Here is a 17,363-nt window from a genome sequence, read left to right as displayed (position 1 = left end):
TATTTTTTGGCTATTACTGTATATAATTGAAAACTAACTGATGCTACATTTCATTGTAATTATATAACTGTATCTATTGTCCTAATAAATTTATAGTGCTAAAATATAAATTATAATTTTTTTTAGAAATATATTTTTTATATTTACTTAAATTATGACGATAATCTTCTATATAATTATTGATATTATAATTATATACGAAACGAGAATAAATAAATAATAAATATCCTGATAAATAAGCATTTATACTTGATATCTGATATTTACCAGTATATTCTAAATCAATATCAATTGCTTTTTTCAAATCAATCACTGGACTTAATACATTATCTTGTAAGGAGGAATTCATCTCATTGATAAATAAAAAAGATAGATTTTTTAGAGGATATACATATAAAAAATTAGAAATATCTGTTGGTATCTCTTGCAACAAATCATCACCTTCACTAAAACTTTTTTCATCTTCAAGCATTTGTGATAAAAGCTTTGATTTATCAATATTTCTTTTATTTAAAAATTGGTAAGATTGAACAAAATATTTATCATAATATTCAATAGCCTCAATAACACTATTTTGTGTAAAAACTTTTTGTATATCCCTAAAATTGTTATACACACTATCCATATTTGTAATTATTTTGTCATTATTTGATGCATACACATTAAACAATGAAAAAATAAACAATATAGCAACTAAGCATATTCTTTGAAACATTATTTCACCTCAAAATATTTATTTATGCCATTTATTATATCATTTGCTAATAAATTTAGATAACAATCATCTAGTAGGTTTTCTCTATCACGTTTATTATTCACAAAACCCAACTCTAGCAATACTGCTGGAACAGTATTTTCTTTTAATACAGTTACTTTTTCAGTAACTTTTTTAAAAGATTTTCTAAAATAATATTTATTTTCACTATTATCTAAAGATAATTTAATACAATCAATTATTTTAATGTTTTCTTTTTTTAATTTTTCACTTGAATCATTATATAAAAATTCTATACCACTACTATTATCTGAAAGCTCTATTTCTTCTGAACTATTCAAATGTATAGAAAGAAATATAATATTTGCATTCGGATATTTTTGTGCTATATTAGATGTATATTTAGCTCTATCTTTATTATATATATATTTATCAGTTTTACGTGTTAACTCTACATTATAATTATTAAGAGCATGCAACCTACTATGCAATATTTGCACAAAATCAAATGCAACAATATCTTCCACTATTAACAGTTTAGGATCTCCATAATTTAAATTTTTTGGATAAATTGCTCCCTTATATTTTTTTGTTCCATTTTGTTCTTCAACAATACCATGCCCTGCATCTAGTACTATTACTGGCTTTATGCTATTAAATAAACTCTTATTTAGCAACAATACATGTGTTTTTCCATGTTTTGTATTATATGCAGGACTTTTCATATAAGCAAATATATATAATTTTGATGATATGTCTTTATTTTCCAGTTTCTTTTTACTGCTGTCACTTAATATATCTTTTGGTTTAAATGTAATTTCTTCTCCTGTTTGGGATATTTGTTCTGATACAGTGCTTATTTTTACTTTACCCCTATACTCACTGTTTGTCAATACTGCATAACACCACTTAATATAATCAGTATTAACTACACCAGATGTTGTTGCTTTAAATTTATATTCTGTTTCCATATAAGAGTCAATATCTGGGAGATTGTCTTTTGTTGGTTCAAACAATTCTACTCCTCTTATAAATCCTGAAATATCACCTTTATTTATTAATGCATTGACAGTGGTCTCTTTACTTTCCCTAGTTGCTTTATCTAATATAATTGTATCATGTGATTTTATATTAGCTTCTTTTTTATCTGAAAAATCTTTTTTATAAAAACTAAATATTAATTTTGTATTTGATATATCATCAGTATCTGCATTTATTTTAAAACAAGCCGACGCAGTATCTCCACATACTTCCACAATTCCATCTATTAATTCTTGAGTTTTTACATTGTATAAGTAATATTTCTTTTTTTCTATTTCACCAGTATTTACTGTTTCATCAAGTATAAATTCAATTGTAATGCTTATCTCTCCAACTTGAGATACTGCTGTTTGGTCTTCTTTTATTTCTTCTTGATTAGATAAGATTATTCCTGCATGAAACTTACTAGGGAAAAAGTTACGCAATGATACTTTAGTTTCTTGATGGATTATTGTAAAAATATTTTCATTAGGCAAATACTCTGCCTGTATTTCCTTGCTTTCTTCATGCTGATACAATATTTTTTCATCGTTATCATCATTAATTAATGTATATTTTCCTGCTAAAACTACTGCATTAATAGATTCATTATCATCATATAATAAAATTCTAAAATTGTTTTTAGATATATTATCCATTGTTAATACATGCTCTTTATTTTTTAATAAATATAGTATTATAGTTTGCTGCTCATATTCATCTAATAAATTATCAAACCTTTGATGCATTCCCCAGTTTAATTGTGATATTAATAAAATATTCTTCTGTTCAGTGCTTTCACTATTAAAATATTTTTTTAAAAGGTTTTGAAAATCTTTTAAATTAGTATTAGAAACTACATAAATCTCATTTAACTTAAAACCAATATTTAATATATTCTTGCTGAATTTTTCATTTATATAAAGTAAAAATGGTTTAAAAATGTCATCATGTTTTGCAAAATCTAAAATTGATTGAAAATACTTATTTTCATCAATACTCATACTATCATGAAGACAATTTTTTAAATCCTGAATTTTAGTAACATTTTTAAAAACAGATGAATATTCTTCATTTGTAGAAAAAGATATATTATTTTTTTTATTTGCAGCAACTTTATCTATTAAGTGACTATAATTATGAGTTGTAATAAATTCCAAAAATGTTTTATTCTTATAACCATATAATGGAACATTATCATCTGATTTAATAAACTTAAATATTATATTTAAATGAGTAAATATATCTTTAGATGTTTGATACATATCTATTGTTCCATTTTCTTTTCTTTCCACCAACTCAAATAATGCTGCTTCATGTAACCTGCGTTTGATATAGCTATTATATTGTTTATTTTTACTTGCTGAAACTAAATCTATATAATAGCGAATACCAAACCATGTTAAAAATCTACTATTGTTTTTATTTATTGCATTATGAAAAAAGTCTGTTGGGTCATTATATTTATTAAATTTTGCAGGCATTTGATAATGACCACATAGAAAAGAAATTATTAATTTAGAATATTCATTTAATTGACCATCTTTAAATACTTTTAATCCATTTTTACCAGATAATAAACTATTAATTAAGTCTCCATGAAATCTTCTTGATAAAAATATAAATATTTCTTTTGCATCTTCTGATGTTAATATTAATTCAAATGTTTCATAATGTTTTGCATATTGTTTACTACTATTTATCTGGGTTATAGTATCACTAATTTTTTTATTTACTGCTTTTTCCAATTGTAAAGCTCTTGAATGCTTTGTATCACCATTTCTTATATTTTGTTTTAATGTCTGCTGTTTCTTCTGTTTCTTTGCTTTTGATGATGGTGTAGTTTGTATGGTTCTATTAATATAATCAATAGCCTCCTGTGGTACTTGTGATACAGTTATAGTTAAATCCTGCTTATCATTTGCATATATTCTATTATTACTATGAAATTCTTTGATTACAGAGTGAATACAATTTACAATCTTATTAATAACCTCTTCATCAGTTTTATTAACCAAAATTTCACTTAATATATAAGATTTGTTTGTAGATGGACTTACTAATAAATTCATCTTCTTAGCACAAATTATAGGGAGAATACCATTTGCCTCTATATTGAAACCTATGCCTATAGTTATTTTATTCTCTGTATCTGAATACATATGACCATCAAATTTTTTGTCTGCAACCACTTCTTCCTGCTTAATTAAAGCATATGATAACTCACTAAAGTCTTCAATAGATAAATTGATATTTTTCATATTTACACCTTATCTGCAATAAGCATTTATGAACAATAGGGTCATTAATTGTAAACCTGAATATTTTCTATATAAATATGCATATATTCTATTAATTAAACGATATTCATTATAACTATAGCTTTGACCTCGCCAAATATAACCTCGTAAATATCTATATAAATAAAATGATGGAGAATATGATGCAAAATTATGACTTGCATAAAAAAAAGAGCCTGTAGCTTCTTCATATTCTTTATATGAAAAATAACCATCTTTTTTATAAGGTGGACATAAGCTTTGTGCACATTCAATCAAATAATTTTCATATAATTCTACATCTCCCCAACTATTTGCCTGTGCATATTCTACACTTCTAGCTGATATTTCATAGGCTTCATCATAACCTATGCCCATATTAAAAATTTTATTGTCAAACTCACTTCCTGTAAATGTGGATTCATTAAAAAATTCACTGGGTTTACTTTTTACAATCAAACTATTTTCTTTATCAAGGATAGGATATTTACATACTAACTTAATAATTGTATCCTTCGCTTTAGGATAAATACTTCTTAATGTTTTATAAAGTGCCTTATAACTATACTCTTCATATTTAAAATCTGACTGGTTTATTGGTAATAATAACTTTTGACTGCCATTAACAGCTGCTCCAAAAAAACTGCTTAATATAATTGCATACAGACTATCATAGACTAAATCATATATACTGAAATACTCTAACTTATCATATAATAATACTGCATTTATATCATCAGCACTGTAAGAAATTATGTTATATTTATTAGAGAAATCACGAACTTTTATTGTTTTTCTCTCAAATTGTTGAATATATTTACTAACTAACTCCAAATCATAATATTTACCATAATCTAAACGCTTTGCAATATTGTCATATATTTCAAATGGGTATACAAAATATGTATATTTGATTGTTTCATATTGAAAATCATATATCTCCCCATCAATTATTCCACCTTTTTTTTTGTCTACTTCATACATTTTATTATACATCCAATAAAGTAATATTAATTGAATATATGGATATTTTCTAACAATATTTGAAAATATACTTTTATCTGCATTTAAATAATTGATTGACTCTTTAATAATCTTATTGGGTATAGTTATGCCAAATGCAGAGTATTGTTTATTATCTTTCATTGATAAATCAATTAAATCTTTATCTGTAAATAAAATATATTTTTCGGCTATTACTGTATATATATCAAGTACTGTATCATAATCAGAAAAATTAATAGTATTATTATTCATAGATAACTCCAACTTATTTTTTTATTGATAATGAACCATTATTAATATCTACTCCATTTTCATTAAAAATAACTTCCATATCTTTTATTTGAAAAATTATGTTACTTCCATCAGAAAATATAGAAATATCATCACTGACTTTAATTTGAAATTTACCTTTAGAATATAATGATAACATATCACCAGTAATTATATCTAAATTATTAAACTGCATATCAGAAGAATTAGAATGTAATGATAAATGCCTTTTGCTCTGCATAGTAGTATTTCGTTCTGCATAAATATCAATATCCGTGCCTACTGTCATATTATAATGGCTGTCGCTGGATATATTTATACCTGCATCACTTGTTATATCTATACTACCTAATACACTATTTTCTAAATTACCTCTAATTGTGTGTTCATATTCTCCGTCCACACTTACTGTATAATCTCCAGCCACATTTACATTTTTATCCCTGCCTACACTTTCTTTGCTGTCTCCTGCTACACGAAGTGTATTTTCTGCACCCACATTTAAGGTATTAGATAACCCTACTGCTGTATCCTTGCTTAATGCTACTACTGTTAAATATTCGCCGCCTACATTTACATCTTTTAAACCTGCTATATTCTGGATATGTGACTGTAATATACTTTCATTATGAATGCCGCTTACTTTGCTTGTCTTGTTATTTAAGATACTCTGCTCATAGTCATTCTGCACTAACTCTTTATAATCCCTTTCTGCTTTCAAATAGATTTCTTCACTATTAGGAAGATTACTCATTGTCAGCTCATTTCTGCCTCTCTCATTTAATCCCACCGTTTTTGAGGATAAAGATGTCTTATGTTTATTCAACAGTATCTCATTTTGAATAAGTGATGGAGTTTCATGATTATATAAACTGCCTGTGATTATTGGCCTGTCAGGGTCGCCGTCTATAAAACTTACTACTACCTCATCTCCTACACGAGGAACTGCTATAAATCCTGAATGGCTGCTGGCAGCAGGGCTGGTATATCTTAAATAACAGCTGTGTGTAAATAAATATTTGCCGCTGAATACTTCCTCATCATATCTGCCCTGAACAACATTACTGGCAAACTGAACTCTTACTCTGCCATAATCATCTACTACTATACTGTTTCTTTCACTGTTTATATCTTCACTATTGCCTGTTACTACTCCTGTCGTAATACCTAAGGCTCGTGGTTTCTCTATTACTTTCATTGCATAAGGCATTGTATTGGGGATTAATGATAATTCATTGCTATACATCGAATATAAAGACGGCTCATGCTCTAATATTCTGCCACCCTGCTCACTTTTATCATGATAATAATGAACTATAACGATTATCTTATAACTTGATTCTCTGCCCTCTATATTAGTTATCGTTATTACATCATTGGTATTTAACTCTAATATATTGCTTCTGGCTTTTATATTCAATGATTCTATATGATTACTTAATACATTTAATGTGGCTTGAAACTGTAAACCATTTTGATAATTTATATTAGTAAAACTTGGGTGATAATTATTTATATTTGATGCATAAGTTGTTACTTTATCTCGGTTATCTATCTCCCTTGTATCCCAGTAATTTTCACTGATACCTGCTTGATGTCTTGATGGGTTACTGGATTCTGATGTGCTGAAGATACTCCATAAGTTTCTTCCTCTTATTCCATACTCTATGCTTGATATACAGTGGCTTGATAAATAATTATCACTGGATGGGTTATAAGGATACATTACATGTTTACTTACTTCTTCATTAACATATTCATTATTACTTGTGCTGAAATCTGCCTTATATACTGAATCATAAAAATTAATGCCTTTATCACTTTCAGATATATATATACCATATCTGCTGCATAGTCGTAATAAAAAATCTAAATCACTTTCATTATACTGGGTTATATACTCTTCTACTGGAAAATAATTCTGAACTCGCGAAAAATCTATCTGAACGCTTATTGCTCCTCTTGACCTTTCAAATAAATGATTTAATACTTCTAACACACTTTTATTGTTATATATTCTGTATGCTCTATTATAGCTTAATCTTATTAACTGGGAATTTAATTTAAAACGGTAATAATATTTATTATTTGTAGAATAATTGGACGGAAGTTCCTTATTGCCTAAATAAATTATCTCACTTACTACTCCTATAAAAAGTTTACTTTGTAATGGACGATTTTTATTATTAGTATAGGATGGGTCGTTCAAATAAAGACGAATATTTCTATCTATTAGATTACTTACACCAGTTTTTTCATCAGGCTCGTTGTTTATGCTTTCATAATAGCATATACACTCTATTTCAAAGGGATAATCTAAACGCTCTAATATCCTGGCTTCTACTACTCGGAATTTATAGTTATCTATTTCCCTGCCTGTAAAGATTAACTCTGATACTTGATTAGATGATGACATAAGTAATCACCCCCTATAAAAAACTATATTATATATACTACTACTTATCTAACTCTAATGATTTCTCCTGACTGCCTTGTAATTGAAGTGGAACTCCATTATCTGTCATTATCATACTTACCATATCTTCTAAAACTACTCTCTCGCCATTAACTTCTAATGTTTCACTTAATGCATTGGGTGGAATTTGAACTATTTTTGTGCAGGGCTTGGGGACACCTAATATGTTGTGGCTGCAACCACTTATTGGAGAATTCATCAGGTCGCTTTCTGTTATTACTCCATTATCATCTACTAATAAATCTTTACCTTTATCTGATTTTAACTGCACTATTCCTTGATGAGCACATACCAGCTTATCATTTTCTAATAATGGTTTCATAATACACACCTGCATATTGGGTTAAAGTAAATTATTATACTTCAACCCTTATTATAATATATAATTATGTTACTATACAGATGTATTAAGCATTTCTCCAGTCATCACTGCCGCTTGTTCCACTGGCTACATGCTCCCAGACAATTTTACGATAGTTAAGACTTACTTGAAACTGTTCTGTCTTATCACTGTTAGATGGGTCTTGTGCATTAGGCATTACTAATGATATGTCTGTTATTACTGCATCTTCAAAAATTGTTGAAAAAAAGTGTTCCTGACCGCCACCTGTTGCTGTTCTATACCAGTGAACTTCTACACTATTAAGTTTTTCGCCTTTTGTTAAGGCATTATATAAAAGAGGAACTGATTTATTTAATGAGCAGGTAAACACAAATGGCTTATGAACTCTTTGGCCACTTGGCTGACCACTTTGTGGGTCTGTTGGAACTGTTACTACATGGGTTACTTCCTGTGCCAATATTTCATCTTCATGACCTGCTTGATAACGATTGCCTATACTGTCTTCTGTTGACGCTCCACTTGTAATTAAACCTTGTGTAGCTCCTTCAATTTTTATATATACGGGACTGCTCATATATATACCTCCTTTTTATTATATCTAATATGTTAACACTAGTAAATTATATAGTCAATAGAATTTATTACATTATTCCCCCAAAAAAATTTTTTTATTTTAAAATACTGTAACTATTTTATATATATAGGAAAAAAGCTCATTTATGGCATAAATAGTCATTTTTATACTAAAAATATAAAAGCGGTTTTTGTTTATTTACTATAATTTTTTATAAAATATTTCTACTTTAAACTTATTTTTTTGTTTAACAGCTATATTTATATAATTTTAAAGTTTTACTCAAAAAATAGGGGGTGATGCAGGAAATAAATTCCTGACTTATCAAATAAATTAATATATAATAAATGTGAATATTTTAGATAGAGTTACATAGTTTTAAGCAGTGCAGCATTTTTGACTGCTGATTTTTTAAAAAAAGAGAGCTTCTTAACTCTCTTTTTGATTTTTAAACTTATTTAATTTGATTGAGACTGCATTGCCTGTTTAATCTTTTTATCAGTCTTATATTGACTTAAAGCATAAACAGCCCAAAGAGCAGCTGGAAGCCAGCCTATTAATGTAATTTGCAAAATTAAACAAATAATCCCTGCAAATGGTCTGCCTATTGTAAAAAACACTAAAAATGGCAAGAATATAGCTAATAAAAGTCTCATAATTTGTATCCTTTTTAAATTTTTTTATATAAATGTATATACATTGCAGGAATAGTAATTGCAAGAAATATTTTATCTGCACTAACTGCTTTATAATATTTTGTGTAATATTTGCAGCAGCAGTAATAAAGCAGAAATAAGCAGAAACCCGCCTGCATCTTGGAAAGTGTAGGTAAAACTACATTTTTAATTAATTCTGCTTATCTAATTTTTTAAAACTAATTCAAAATATAAAAAAGAATTAATTAATGCATTTGACACAATATATGCAAAATTGTATACTTTGAATATACCGCCTTAAATATTAAGGCGGTTTGTTTATTATATTTAGTTATCTATTTGAAATAGATACTATTATTACTTCACAGTATGCAGAGCACCTGATTTTGTTACAGGTCTTGTTTTGTGACATACAAGACAGTTTTTAGATGGGGTGTTATTCCAGCTGCCTACGGGAACTACACAGCTTGTGCCACAGTGGGAGCCTGCTCCTGATACAAATCCTGCTCGGGCATGGCTCATTGGATAGGATGTCTCATGACAGCTGTCACAGAAATCTTCTTTATGACATGTCTGACATGTTGTTCTGTTCCATCTGGATTCTAACCCGTGTGTTTTATTCACAAAGGTTACTGTATGGTTTCTTGGAGCAGTATCTTCATGACAGGATATACATTCTACTCGTTCTTCATGGCACATTATGCATTCGCTCATATTAGTTTTGGCTGCCTGACCATGCTTCTGCTCCCAGCTGCTGTTATGGGTAGACGGCTTAGTGGAATCTACTGCTGATGTTACACCTGCTGTAAGAAGAAATAATAAGATGATTAGTAATAAATTCTTTTTCATATTATGCACCTACCAGATAAAGTTTGCCCAGATACTTAATGTATGAATATCTGGCTGTAAGTCAGCACTTTTAAAAAGGTCTGCATATTCATAACTATAATCAACCTGTAACACACACCAGTCTATTGGGCGATACATCGCTCCAATATATGCCATTGTGGTATTTTCATTTCTGTCTTGTAAACTAACCATATCTTCTCCATACTGCGGGTAGGATTTTATTGGGCTGTTTCTATACTGATAGTTCTGAACATTTACTCCTGCCCATGCTTCTAGTCTCTCTGTAAATACCTGAGTTATACGAAAACCTCCCATTACTTTAGAATTGCTGTCCTGTCTCTTATATGCTGCTACATCATACCAGTCTACTATTAAACTTAAATAATTGTTTTTATGGAGTAAACCCACAAGGTCTATATTGCCGAATACTCTCTGGTAGTCTCTGTCGCCATAGCTTTCACTGAAATTAAATCGTGTTTCCCAGCCTATTCCTAATATTAAATAGTCAGTTATTCCCTGTGTAACCATTACTCCGCCCATTACATATTCACTGCTGCCGCCTAACATATTTTCATACATGGATATATACGGGTTTATATCGCCTTTATTCTTATCATACTGACCTGCTATGTAGGCTGATATGCCTGTGCGGCTTATATCTATATTCGCATCCAGACCTGCTTCATAAAGCATAGCTTTACCTATTATGGCGCCTTCCAGATAGATATTGGATGATATTATATCGGGAAAGGATAAGCTCTGGTCTATTCTGCCTCTGGCAGTATGGGTGTTAAAGTCTCCGCCATCTTCATGTATAAAGTAGTTATACTCGGCTCTGATTTTTGTGCCGCTTATCGTTACTGGAACTTCTATCGCTGCTCCTATTAAAGATGTTTTTAAATTGCTGTAATAGCTGACAGGCAGACCGCCGTATATATCAAGCTTAAAATAGTCACAGGTATCAAAATGGAAACTGCCGCCGTCTATTTTATACATATCTAGATTGTTTAAATATATTCTGCCTGCTGTTATATCTGTATACGGCACTACTCCTTTAAACTCTACATTAGCCTGATATATTCTAAAATTACCATCATATTTACCATTTAAGCGGGTATATTCATCATATTTGCGGGAAGTATATAAGCCGTCATAAAACTGGTTATATGAACTTCCTGAATAGATTGATGACTGGCCGTCCATTGTGCTGCCACCAATATCTGGAAGACTGTCATAAGCTCCACGAATATTTAAGTTTACATTCACTGTGCCTTGACCTAGTTTCGTTTCACTTAATCTCAGACGGGCATACTGATAAATTGACCAGTCTTCATCTTCTCCAAATTTAAATGCAGCTCTTGTTGTTAACCCTATTTTTAATATGCCTGTATCTCCAAAGCTGAGACCATTAAGGCTTGCTTTGATACCATTGGCATTCACATGTCTGCTCCAGCTGTCTGGGGTTACATAAGAATCGCCAACATAGGAATATGCTGGGAACACAAAAGCTAACATACATAATGTATTTAACATCAGCCGTTTCATAGGCATTGGCTCCTTAATTAGTTATTGCTGCTGTTTAAGTCTTCAAGCAGCAGTTTATCTTCTCGTATAAAACCTTTGGAAAATTCAGCAATATATCTGTATAATTTGCTTTCTATTATCTTTTGCCCTATTAATTTATCATAAAAATGGTATATCCATTTATCAAAGTGATTTTTATGAAAATTTAACTGCTCTAATATTAGATTATAGTATTCATCTTTATTTTCTGTATCTGCACTCATATATGCAAGTTTGCTCATAAATGCCAGCTCTATGCAAACATTATCATAATCCGCCTGCAATTCTGCTGATATTGAAAATCCATATTTATGGAACAGTTTAATCATATCATCATTTGACTCTTGTTTTAATATATGGTCCTCAGAAATATAATAGGATTCTTCCTGCTGTGCAGTTCCTGGTAAACATAAGCATGATGTATATTCTCTGCTGATATGCAGATTTAATTCATCTAACTCTTTTCCAGATATACTATTTATTGTATTTATAAAGTTAAGCATCCCATTATAGCCATTTTTCATATCTTTATTTTCACTTCCATTTACAACCTGACTTAACTGAGACAACATATCTTCTATCATTTTATAAAATGTTTCATTTGGCATATCATACAAACAGTTTCTTAAAAATAAATAAACACTGCCTCTTGCCGAATGAATTTCACTTTTTAAAGAGCTTTCCATTATTTTATACCTTTTCACTAAGGGAGTTTTAGCTCCCTTTTATTTATTTTACATAATTGCTTGATGCTTTTGTTACACTAATTGATGTTTTTTTCTTTACATAGAAAGATGGCTTAGTATCATTAGTATTATTTACATAAGCATAAGGGAAATCACTATAATTAAGCTGAACAGCACTACGATATGTGCTTAATATATAATCTTTTGTGCCAAAATCTAATGCTCTTCCTACACAGCTTGCAACACATGCTGGTTTTTCACCTTTATCAAGTCTTTCTTTACACATATCACATTTCTGCATAGGGTGTTGAACTTTCCAGCTTTCAAATGCGTTTGGCTCTTGTTTATCTAAAGCTATTTGTGGTTTTGCAAATGGACATGCAGAAATACAGCTTAATGCTCCCTGACATAAGTCCCTGTTAACATATACAATACCATCATCTGTTTTAATGATAGCATTATATGGACATACATTTTTACATGCAGGCTCTTCACAGTGATTGCAGCCCATAGATAATGGGAAAAATCCACCATCTTTTTCATAAGTAAACTGTTTACGCCATGCAACAGGTCCCGGCTCTACTTGATTCCAGTCTTTACATGCTACTGTGCAGGAATTACATGACATACATCTTGTTTGGTCAAAATAAAAAGCATATTGTATTTTTTCTATAGCCATAATCGTATCCTTTATATATTAAATTCTGTTTCAGGTTTAATGATAACATAAGCAGACTGCTGAGCGTTACCATGGTCATATCTTGATGGAGTTGATGCTATTAATGTATTAGCATTACCACCATCATCTACTCCGTCAGTATTAGGGTCATACCAGCCACCTTGGTGCAGGTTTAAATGTCCCGGAATACAACGGTCTGTAACACGAGCAATAACTCTTATTTTACCAATAGGGTTTTCTACACGGCAAAGCATACCGTCAGTAATACCGCGTTCTGCTGCATCCTGAGTATTTATCCATATCTCATGCCATGATGCAGTTTCTCTGTTTTTGTTATAAATTGCAGAGCTTATCATAGGTGATTCATAAGCAGCTGCAGAATTTACTGTTTGTCTTTCTGGAACTATGCAGTATTCTTTCCAGTCATTACCACTTGCCCAGCCACCGTTTATAGTTCTATGGTTAAGCTCTCGTAAAAGTGGGTTTTCATCATGGGTAGAGTGAACTCTAAATCTATCATGAGTTGTGCTCATTGTAAGAGGTTTGTCTCTTCCTGTTCCTGCAAAAAATGCTGCATTTGGACCAGCTTGTGCTTTACCAGTAGCAGAATCCACCTTTTTAAAACCATTGTAAGATTCTTTGAAACAGTCTTCAAAGTTAAAATACATTGGTATTGGATAAACTTTTAAATCACCTTCTGGGTCTTTATTTTCCTGTCCGCGATTTTCAGCAGGCAGCCATCCATGGTATTTTTCAAAAGCATGTTCATAATCCCACTGAACTCTGCCATTATAAATTTGGAATTTACCAGACATTTCTGGTCTTGAAGAAGTATCAAGCAAAGAAGCTTCACTGTTTGCAGCACTTAAATATGTGCTTCCATCAAATTTATTTTGGACACTATTTTCCGTTGTAAATATAAATGGAGCTGTCATATCTCCTTTAAGATATGTATCAAGGTTCTTTCTAATTTGACCAACTTGTGAAATATTGTTACGGGCACCTTCTGATGTATCGCTGTCACCACGAGCCCAGCTTGTAGTTGTTCCTTTTGTTTCATATAACGAAGTGCAGATATATTCATCATTATTTTTAGCAGGTGTAAATTGTGCACCATAAACTTCATCTCTTGTCATACCATAGTATTTTGAAGCAGGGTCCGCAGTTGCTTTATCCACTTCTGCATCAAAATAATTTCTTATAGGTTTAAAGCTTGAATTATTAGTATATTTACTTGGAGCAGCACTAATACCTGTTGTAGTTCTTTCACCATAACTTATTTCACCAAGCTGGCTTTGAGCAACCCATGCTTTATAAGTCATTGTCCAGCTGTCAAGAGCATCACCTAATGGTTCTACAACAGGTGGTCTATACATTGCTTTATACTGACCGCCAAATACTTCCCTGCCTACTGCTTCAAGTTGAGAAACTGCTGGCAATACATAGTCCATATATCTTGCAGTTGGTGACATAAATAAATCAAATGTTACAAGGCAAAGGCTGTCTGCATTAGTATAGCCGCCTCCTTCTTGTGAGTTTAATGCAGGTATTGCTTTATACATTGCAGTTAAATCATTTGTATTCATGTGCTGGTTAACCATAATTGCACCACCAGCATTTAATATCATACGGATACCTGAAAATATTGGATTACCGTTTGCATCTTTTTTTACTTTATAGTATGTTTTACCATTTATTACTTCTGTTTGAAGTTGGTCTTTATTTGTAGTATCTCTTTCAAACATCACAAGTGATTTAACACCACCGTCATTTGAATAATATCTTTTACTCATATCCCAGTCTGGAATATTTTCACCAGTATAGCCTCTTTCTGGAGTTAGATAGTCTTTGAAAGCTATCTTAATACCATTAAACCATTCTTTACATGAAATACTATTAACTGTCCTATCAGAAATAGATACTTCACCTGTATAGTCATTAGAACTATTTGCAGTAGTTCCAGCATTACCAACAGTAATTGATGAAAAATCAAGGTAATTATTAGTATCAGTATCTGCAACTGGACCACGAGAGTTTGTAGTAGCCCATGCACCACTAAAAGTTTCACCGCTTAAACCAAATGTTTTTGTGATAGCCATAAGTGCAGTAATTGCCCAAAGCTGGATAGAACCATTTAACTGCTTTTGTGTGCCGCCAGCCCATTCATTAAATATTGGGTGCTGTTCTGGGTCTGTATACATATTTGCAAGCTCTCTTATTTTAGCTGCTGGAACACCAGTAATTTTTTCAGCCCATTCTGGAGTTTTTGGCACATTAAAATCTTTTTTATATTGATATTCAGTTCCTGCACCTTTTGTTACTTTCCAAGATACTTTACCAACCCTTGGCATATTATTGCTGAATTCATGATATTTTTTTGCTGTATAGTTTGTAGAGTTTGCATTATATTTTGGGTTTCCAATAAGTGCTGCATTTCCACCTAATATGTATGATGCTAAACATTTACCTGCTTCAACAGCTTCTATATGACGATAACCAGTAGTATCAGCTGGTTTTTCTTTTACTATTTGACCAGTAGTTGTATTAACATAGTATTCTGGAGATGCAAAGAAACCATGCACCATTGTATCTATATAATCTATATCTAATGCTTTAGATGATTTTTTTATTGCACCATTTGAATCAAATGTATTTACAAGCATTTCATAAAGCATACCCATAATTAATGCAACATCTGTATAGTTACGAGATTGTATCCAGTCAGTATGGCATGTAACACCAGTATCTGTAAGTTCTGGTCCAATAAACCATGCTCTGCCACCGCGTTCTTTTAATTTTTCAAATGCTCTAATATAAGACCAGCTGGCAGAGTTTACTGTTGTAAGAATATTTGCTCCCCAAGAAACAACATTTTTTACAACGCCTGCAATTGCAGGAAACTGCCATGAAACATTTGATGATTTAGTATATGCACCACATGAACCTGGGTGACCTACAATAACTGAGCCAAAGTGATATTGATAATAACTGTAGTCTCCATAGCCGCCTCTTGCTCCAGCTGGAGTAAGTGCAGACCTTGTAGAGCTGTAACTTGCATAAGTTCCCTGACTGCTGTAACCGCCTGATGTGCCATAAATATTATGGACTGCACCAGGACCATACCTTTCAACAGTTTTTCTATATTTTGTTGCAATTTCTTTTAAGGCTTCATCAACAGGAATTCTAATAAAGCCAGATAAGTCACCCCGCCCCTTAGTCTGCTTTAAAGCGTAGCGAAGCTTTGCAGGATGATGAGCACGGTATTTAATAGCTCTACCCTTAGGGCAGGTTAATGAACGAGCATCGTTATACTGCTCTTTATTTCTATAAGTTCCATCAAATGCATAATCGCTGTCATCTGATGTAACTCGGACTATTCTTCCATTTACTACATGTAATTTTGAAACACAGCGAATGCCTGTGCCACAGTTATGAACGCAGGATGTGTAATAGATTTTTGGGTTAGAAAGGTCTTCGGGAGATATTACATTTCCTAAATTCCCCCCCCCATATATGATTTCTGAACCGCTGTCTTTAGAGCAGCCAGCCACAGCACCAATGGCACCCATTGCTGCAAGGCCTTTTAAAAAGGATCGTCTTGACACTGAGCTTTCTTCTAATGATTTTAAAACATTAGTTTCTTTTCCCATCTTCTTTGCCTCCAAGTTTTTTTGTATCTTTAATATACTCAAAAATAAATCTTTATCAACTTATAAATTACACTTTTTCTGCAAATTTAACAAATATAATACTTTTGTCAATATAAATGCAGTTTTTTTTATTTAATATTATCAATAATTAAGACAATTTTAATCTTTTTATTAAACAAAAATTATATGCAGATATAGGCTTTGAATATCTAGCTGAAGAAAATAATTACTGATTATTTTTTTTTTAAAAAATACCATAAAGTTATGCTTAACTATGTAAGTTTTATTATAATTTCTTTTTTAATATGTAATATGAATGAAAAATATAAAACGGTTATAAAAAATTTTACCATAAATCCATACAACCCATTGCCTATTATGAGCATAGCAAATAATCTAGAATATTAATTATTTATATTTGCAAAAATTTTATAATATTACCATTTTAGATATTTCGCCTTATGGCTTAATATGACATAAGGGAATGGTTTTATAGATATTATAAAATGAACTTACCCAAAAAAGTTCAATATAAAAATGAAACCACTGGATTATAAATGAAATTATGAAATAGAAATGAGGGGGTGAAGTACATGCG

The 17,363-nt window shown here is 30.8% G+C and carries 12 protein-coding genes; all 12 read right to left on the bottom strand.

Going from position 1 to position 17,363, the window contains the following annotated elements; translation table 11 throughout:
• Positions 1-73 precede the first annotated feature (73 nt).
• The 12 genes from N508_RS10645 to N508_RS10590 all read right to left on the bottom strand — a co-directional run bounded on the left by N508_RS10645 (position 74) and on the right by N508_RS10590 (position 16,765).
• Positions 74-715: a hypothetical protein gene (locus tag N508_RS10645; protein WP_023275695.1), complete on the bottom strand. Its 642-nt coding sequence runs from the start codon at positions 713-715 to the stop codon at positions 74-76.
• Entirely contained in the window at positions 715-3,996 is a 3,282-nt protein-coding gene (locus N508_RS10640; protein ID WP_251930621.1) for an N-acetylmuramoyl-L-alanine amidase, read from the bottom strand. Before N508_RS10640 ends, N508_RS10645 begins: the two co-directional genes overlap by 1 nt.
• 9 nt (positions 3,997-4,005) lie before the next feature.
• Positions 4,006-5,271: a hypothetical protein gene (locus N508_RS10635; RefSeq protein ID WP_251930619.1), complete on the bottom strand. Its 1,266-nt coding sequence runs from the start codon at positions 5,269-5,271 to the stop codon at positions 4,006-4,008.
• 13 nt (positions 5,272-5,284) lie between these two features.
• Positions 5,285-7,705, bottom strand: a complete 2,421-nt coding sequence (locus N508_RS10630; RefSeq protein WP_251930617.1) for a type VI secretion system Vgr family protein — start codon at positions 7,703-7,705, stop codon at positions 5,285-5,287.
• Between the two features lie 40 nt (positions 7,706-7,745).
• Complete coding sequence (locus N508_RS10625; protein ID WP_023276680.1) at positions 7,746-8,087, bottom strand: hypothetical protein; 342 nt, start codon at positions 8,085-8,087, stop codon at positions 7,746-7,748.
• 85 nt (positions 8,088-8,172) lie between these two features.
• Positions 8,173-8,682, bottom strand: a complete 510-nt coding sequence (locus tag N508_RS10620; protein ID WP_023276679.1) for an Hcp family type VI secretion system effector — start codon at positions 8,680-8,682, stop codon at positions 8,173-8,175.
• A 458-nt stretch (positions 8,683-9,140) separates the two neighbouring features.
• Positions 9,141-9,338: a YqaE/Pmp3 family membrane protein gene (locus N508_RS10615; protein ID WP_023276678.1), complete on the bottom strand. Its 198-nt coding sequence runs from the start codon at positions 9,336-9,338 to the stop codon at positions 9,141-9,143.
• 357 nt (positions 9,339-9,695) lie between these two features.
• Positions 9,696-10,187, bottom strand: a complete 492-nt coding sequence (locus N508_RS10610; RefSeq protein WP_023275303.1) for a hypothetical protein — start codon at positions 10,185-10,187, stop codon at positions 9,696-9,698.
• Positions 10,188-10,196: 9 nt separating this feature from the next.
• Positions 10,197-11,732: a hypothetical protein gene (locus N508_RS10605; protein WP_023276677.1), complete on the bottom strand. Its 1,536-nt coding sequence runs from the start codon at positions 11,730-11,732 to the stop codon at positions 10,197-10,199.
• A gap of 17 nt (positions 11,733-11,749) precedes the next feature.
• On the bottom strand, positions 11,750-12,436 hold the full coding sequence (locus N508_RS10600) for a TorD/DmsD family molecular chaperone (protein ID WP_023276676.1): 687 nt from the start codon (positions 12,434-12,436) through the stop codon (positions 11,750-11,752).
• A 43-nt stretch (positions 12,437-12,479) separates the two neighbouring features.
• Positions 12,480-13,115 (bottom strand): 4Fe-4S dicluster domain-containing protein, encoded by a 636-nt coding sequence (locus tag N508_RS10595; RefSeq protein WP_023276675.1) that lies wholly within the window; start codon positions 13,113-13,115, stop codon positions 12,480-12,482.
• 11 nt (positions 13,116-13,126) lie between these two features.
• Positions 13,127-16,765 (bottom strand): molybdopterin-containing oxidoreductase family protein, encoded by a 3,639-nt coding sequence (locus tag N508_RS10590; RefSeq protein WP_023276674.1) that lies wholly within the window; start codon positions 16,763-16,765, stop codon positions 13,127-13,129.
• Positions 16,766-17,363 lie beyond the last annotated feature (598 nt).

Source organism: Mucispirillum schaedleri ASF457 (assembly GCF_000487995.2).
In the GTDB taxonomy this organism is placed as follows: Bacteria; Chrysiogenota; Deferribacteres; order Deferribacterales; family Mucispirillaceae; genus Mucispirillum; species Mucispirillum schaedleri.
The sequence above is the reverse complement of the archived record's forward strand: the minus strand, read 5'-3'. Positions and strand labels throughout refer to the sequence as shown.

Excerpts from the sequence above, each read along its gene's own strand:
- N508_RS10625 (WP_023276680.1), bottom strand. The coding sequence starts at position 8,087 with ATGAAACCATTATTAGAAAATGATAAGCTGGTATGTGCTCATCAAGGA.
- N508_RS10620 (WP_023276679.1), bottom strand. The coding sequence starts at position 8,682 with ATGAGCAGTCCCGTATATATAAAAATTGAAGGAGCTACACAAGGTTTA.
- N508_RS10645 (WP_023275695.1), bottom strand. The coding sequence starts at position 715 with ATGTTTCAAAGAATATGCTTAGTTGCTATATTGTTTATTTTTTCATTG.
- N508_RS10595 (WP_023276675.1), bottom strand. The coding sequence starts at position 13,115 with ATGGCTATAGAAAAAATACAATATGCTTTTTATTTTGACCAAACAAGA.
- N508_RS10610 (WP_023275303.1), bottom strand. The coding sequence starts at position 10,187 with ATGAAAAAGAATTTATTACTAATCATCTTATTATTTCTTCTTACAGCA.
- N508_RS10630 (WP_251930617.1), bottom strand. The coding sequence starts at position 7,705 with ATGTCATCATCTAATCAAGTATCAGAGTTAATCTTTACAGGCAGGGAA.
- N508_RS10640 (WP_251930621.1), bottom strand. The coding sequence starts at position 3,996 with ATGAAAAATATCAATTTATCTATTGAAGACTTTAGTGAGTTATCATAT.
- N508_RS10600 (WP_023276676.1), bottom strand. The coding sequence starts at position 12,436 with ATGGAAAGCTCTTTAAAAAGTGAAATTCATTCGGCAAGAGGCAGTGTT.
- N508_RS10590 (WP_023276674.1), bottom strand. The coding sequence starts at position 16,765 with ATGGGAAAAGAAACTAATGTTTTAAAATCATTAGAAGAAAGCTCAGTG.
- N508_RS10605 (WP_023276677.1), bottom strand. The coding sequence starts at position 11,732 with ATGAAACGGCTGATGTTAAATACATTATGTATGTTAGCTTTTGTGTTC.
- N508_RS10615 (WP_023276678.1), bottom strand. The coding sequence starts at position 9,338 with ATGAGACTTTTATTAGCTATATTCTTGCCATTTTTAGTGTTTTTTACA.
- N508_RS10635 (WP_251930619.1), bottom strand. The coding sequence starts at position 5,271 with ATGAATAATAATACTATTAATTTTTCTGATTATGATACAGTACTTGAT.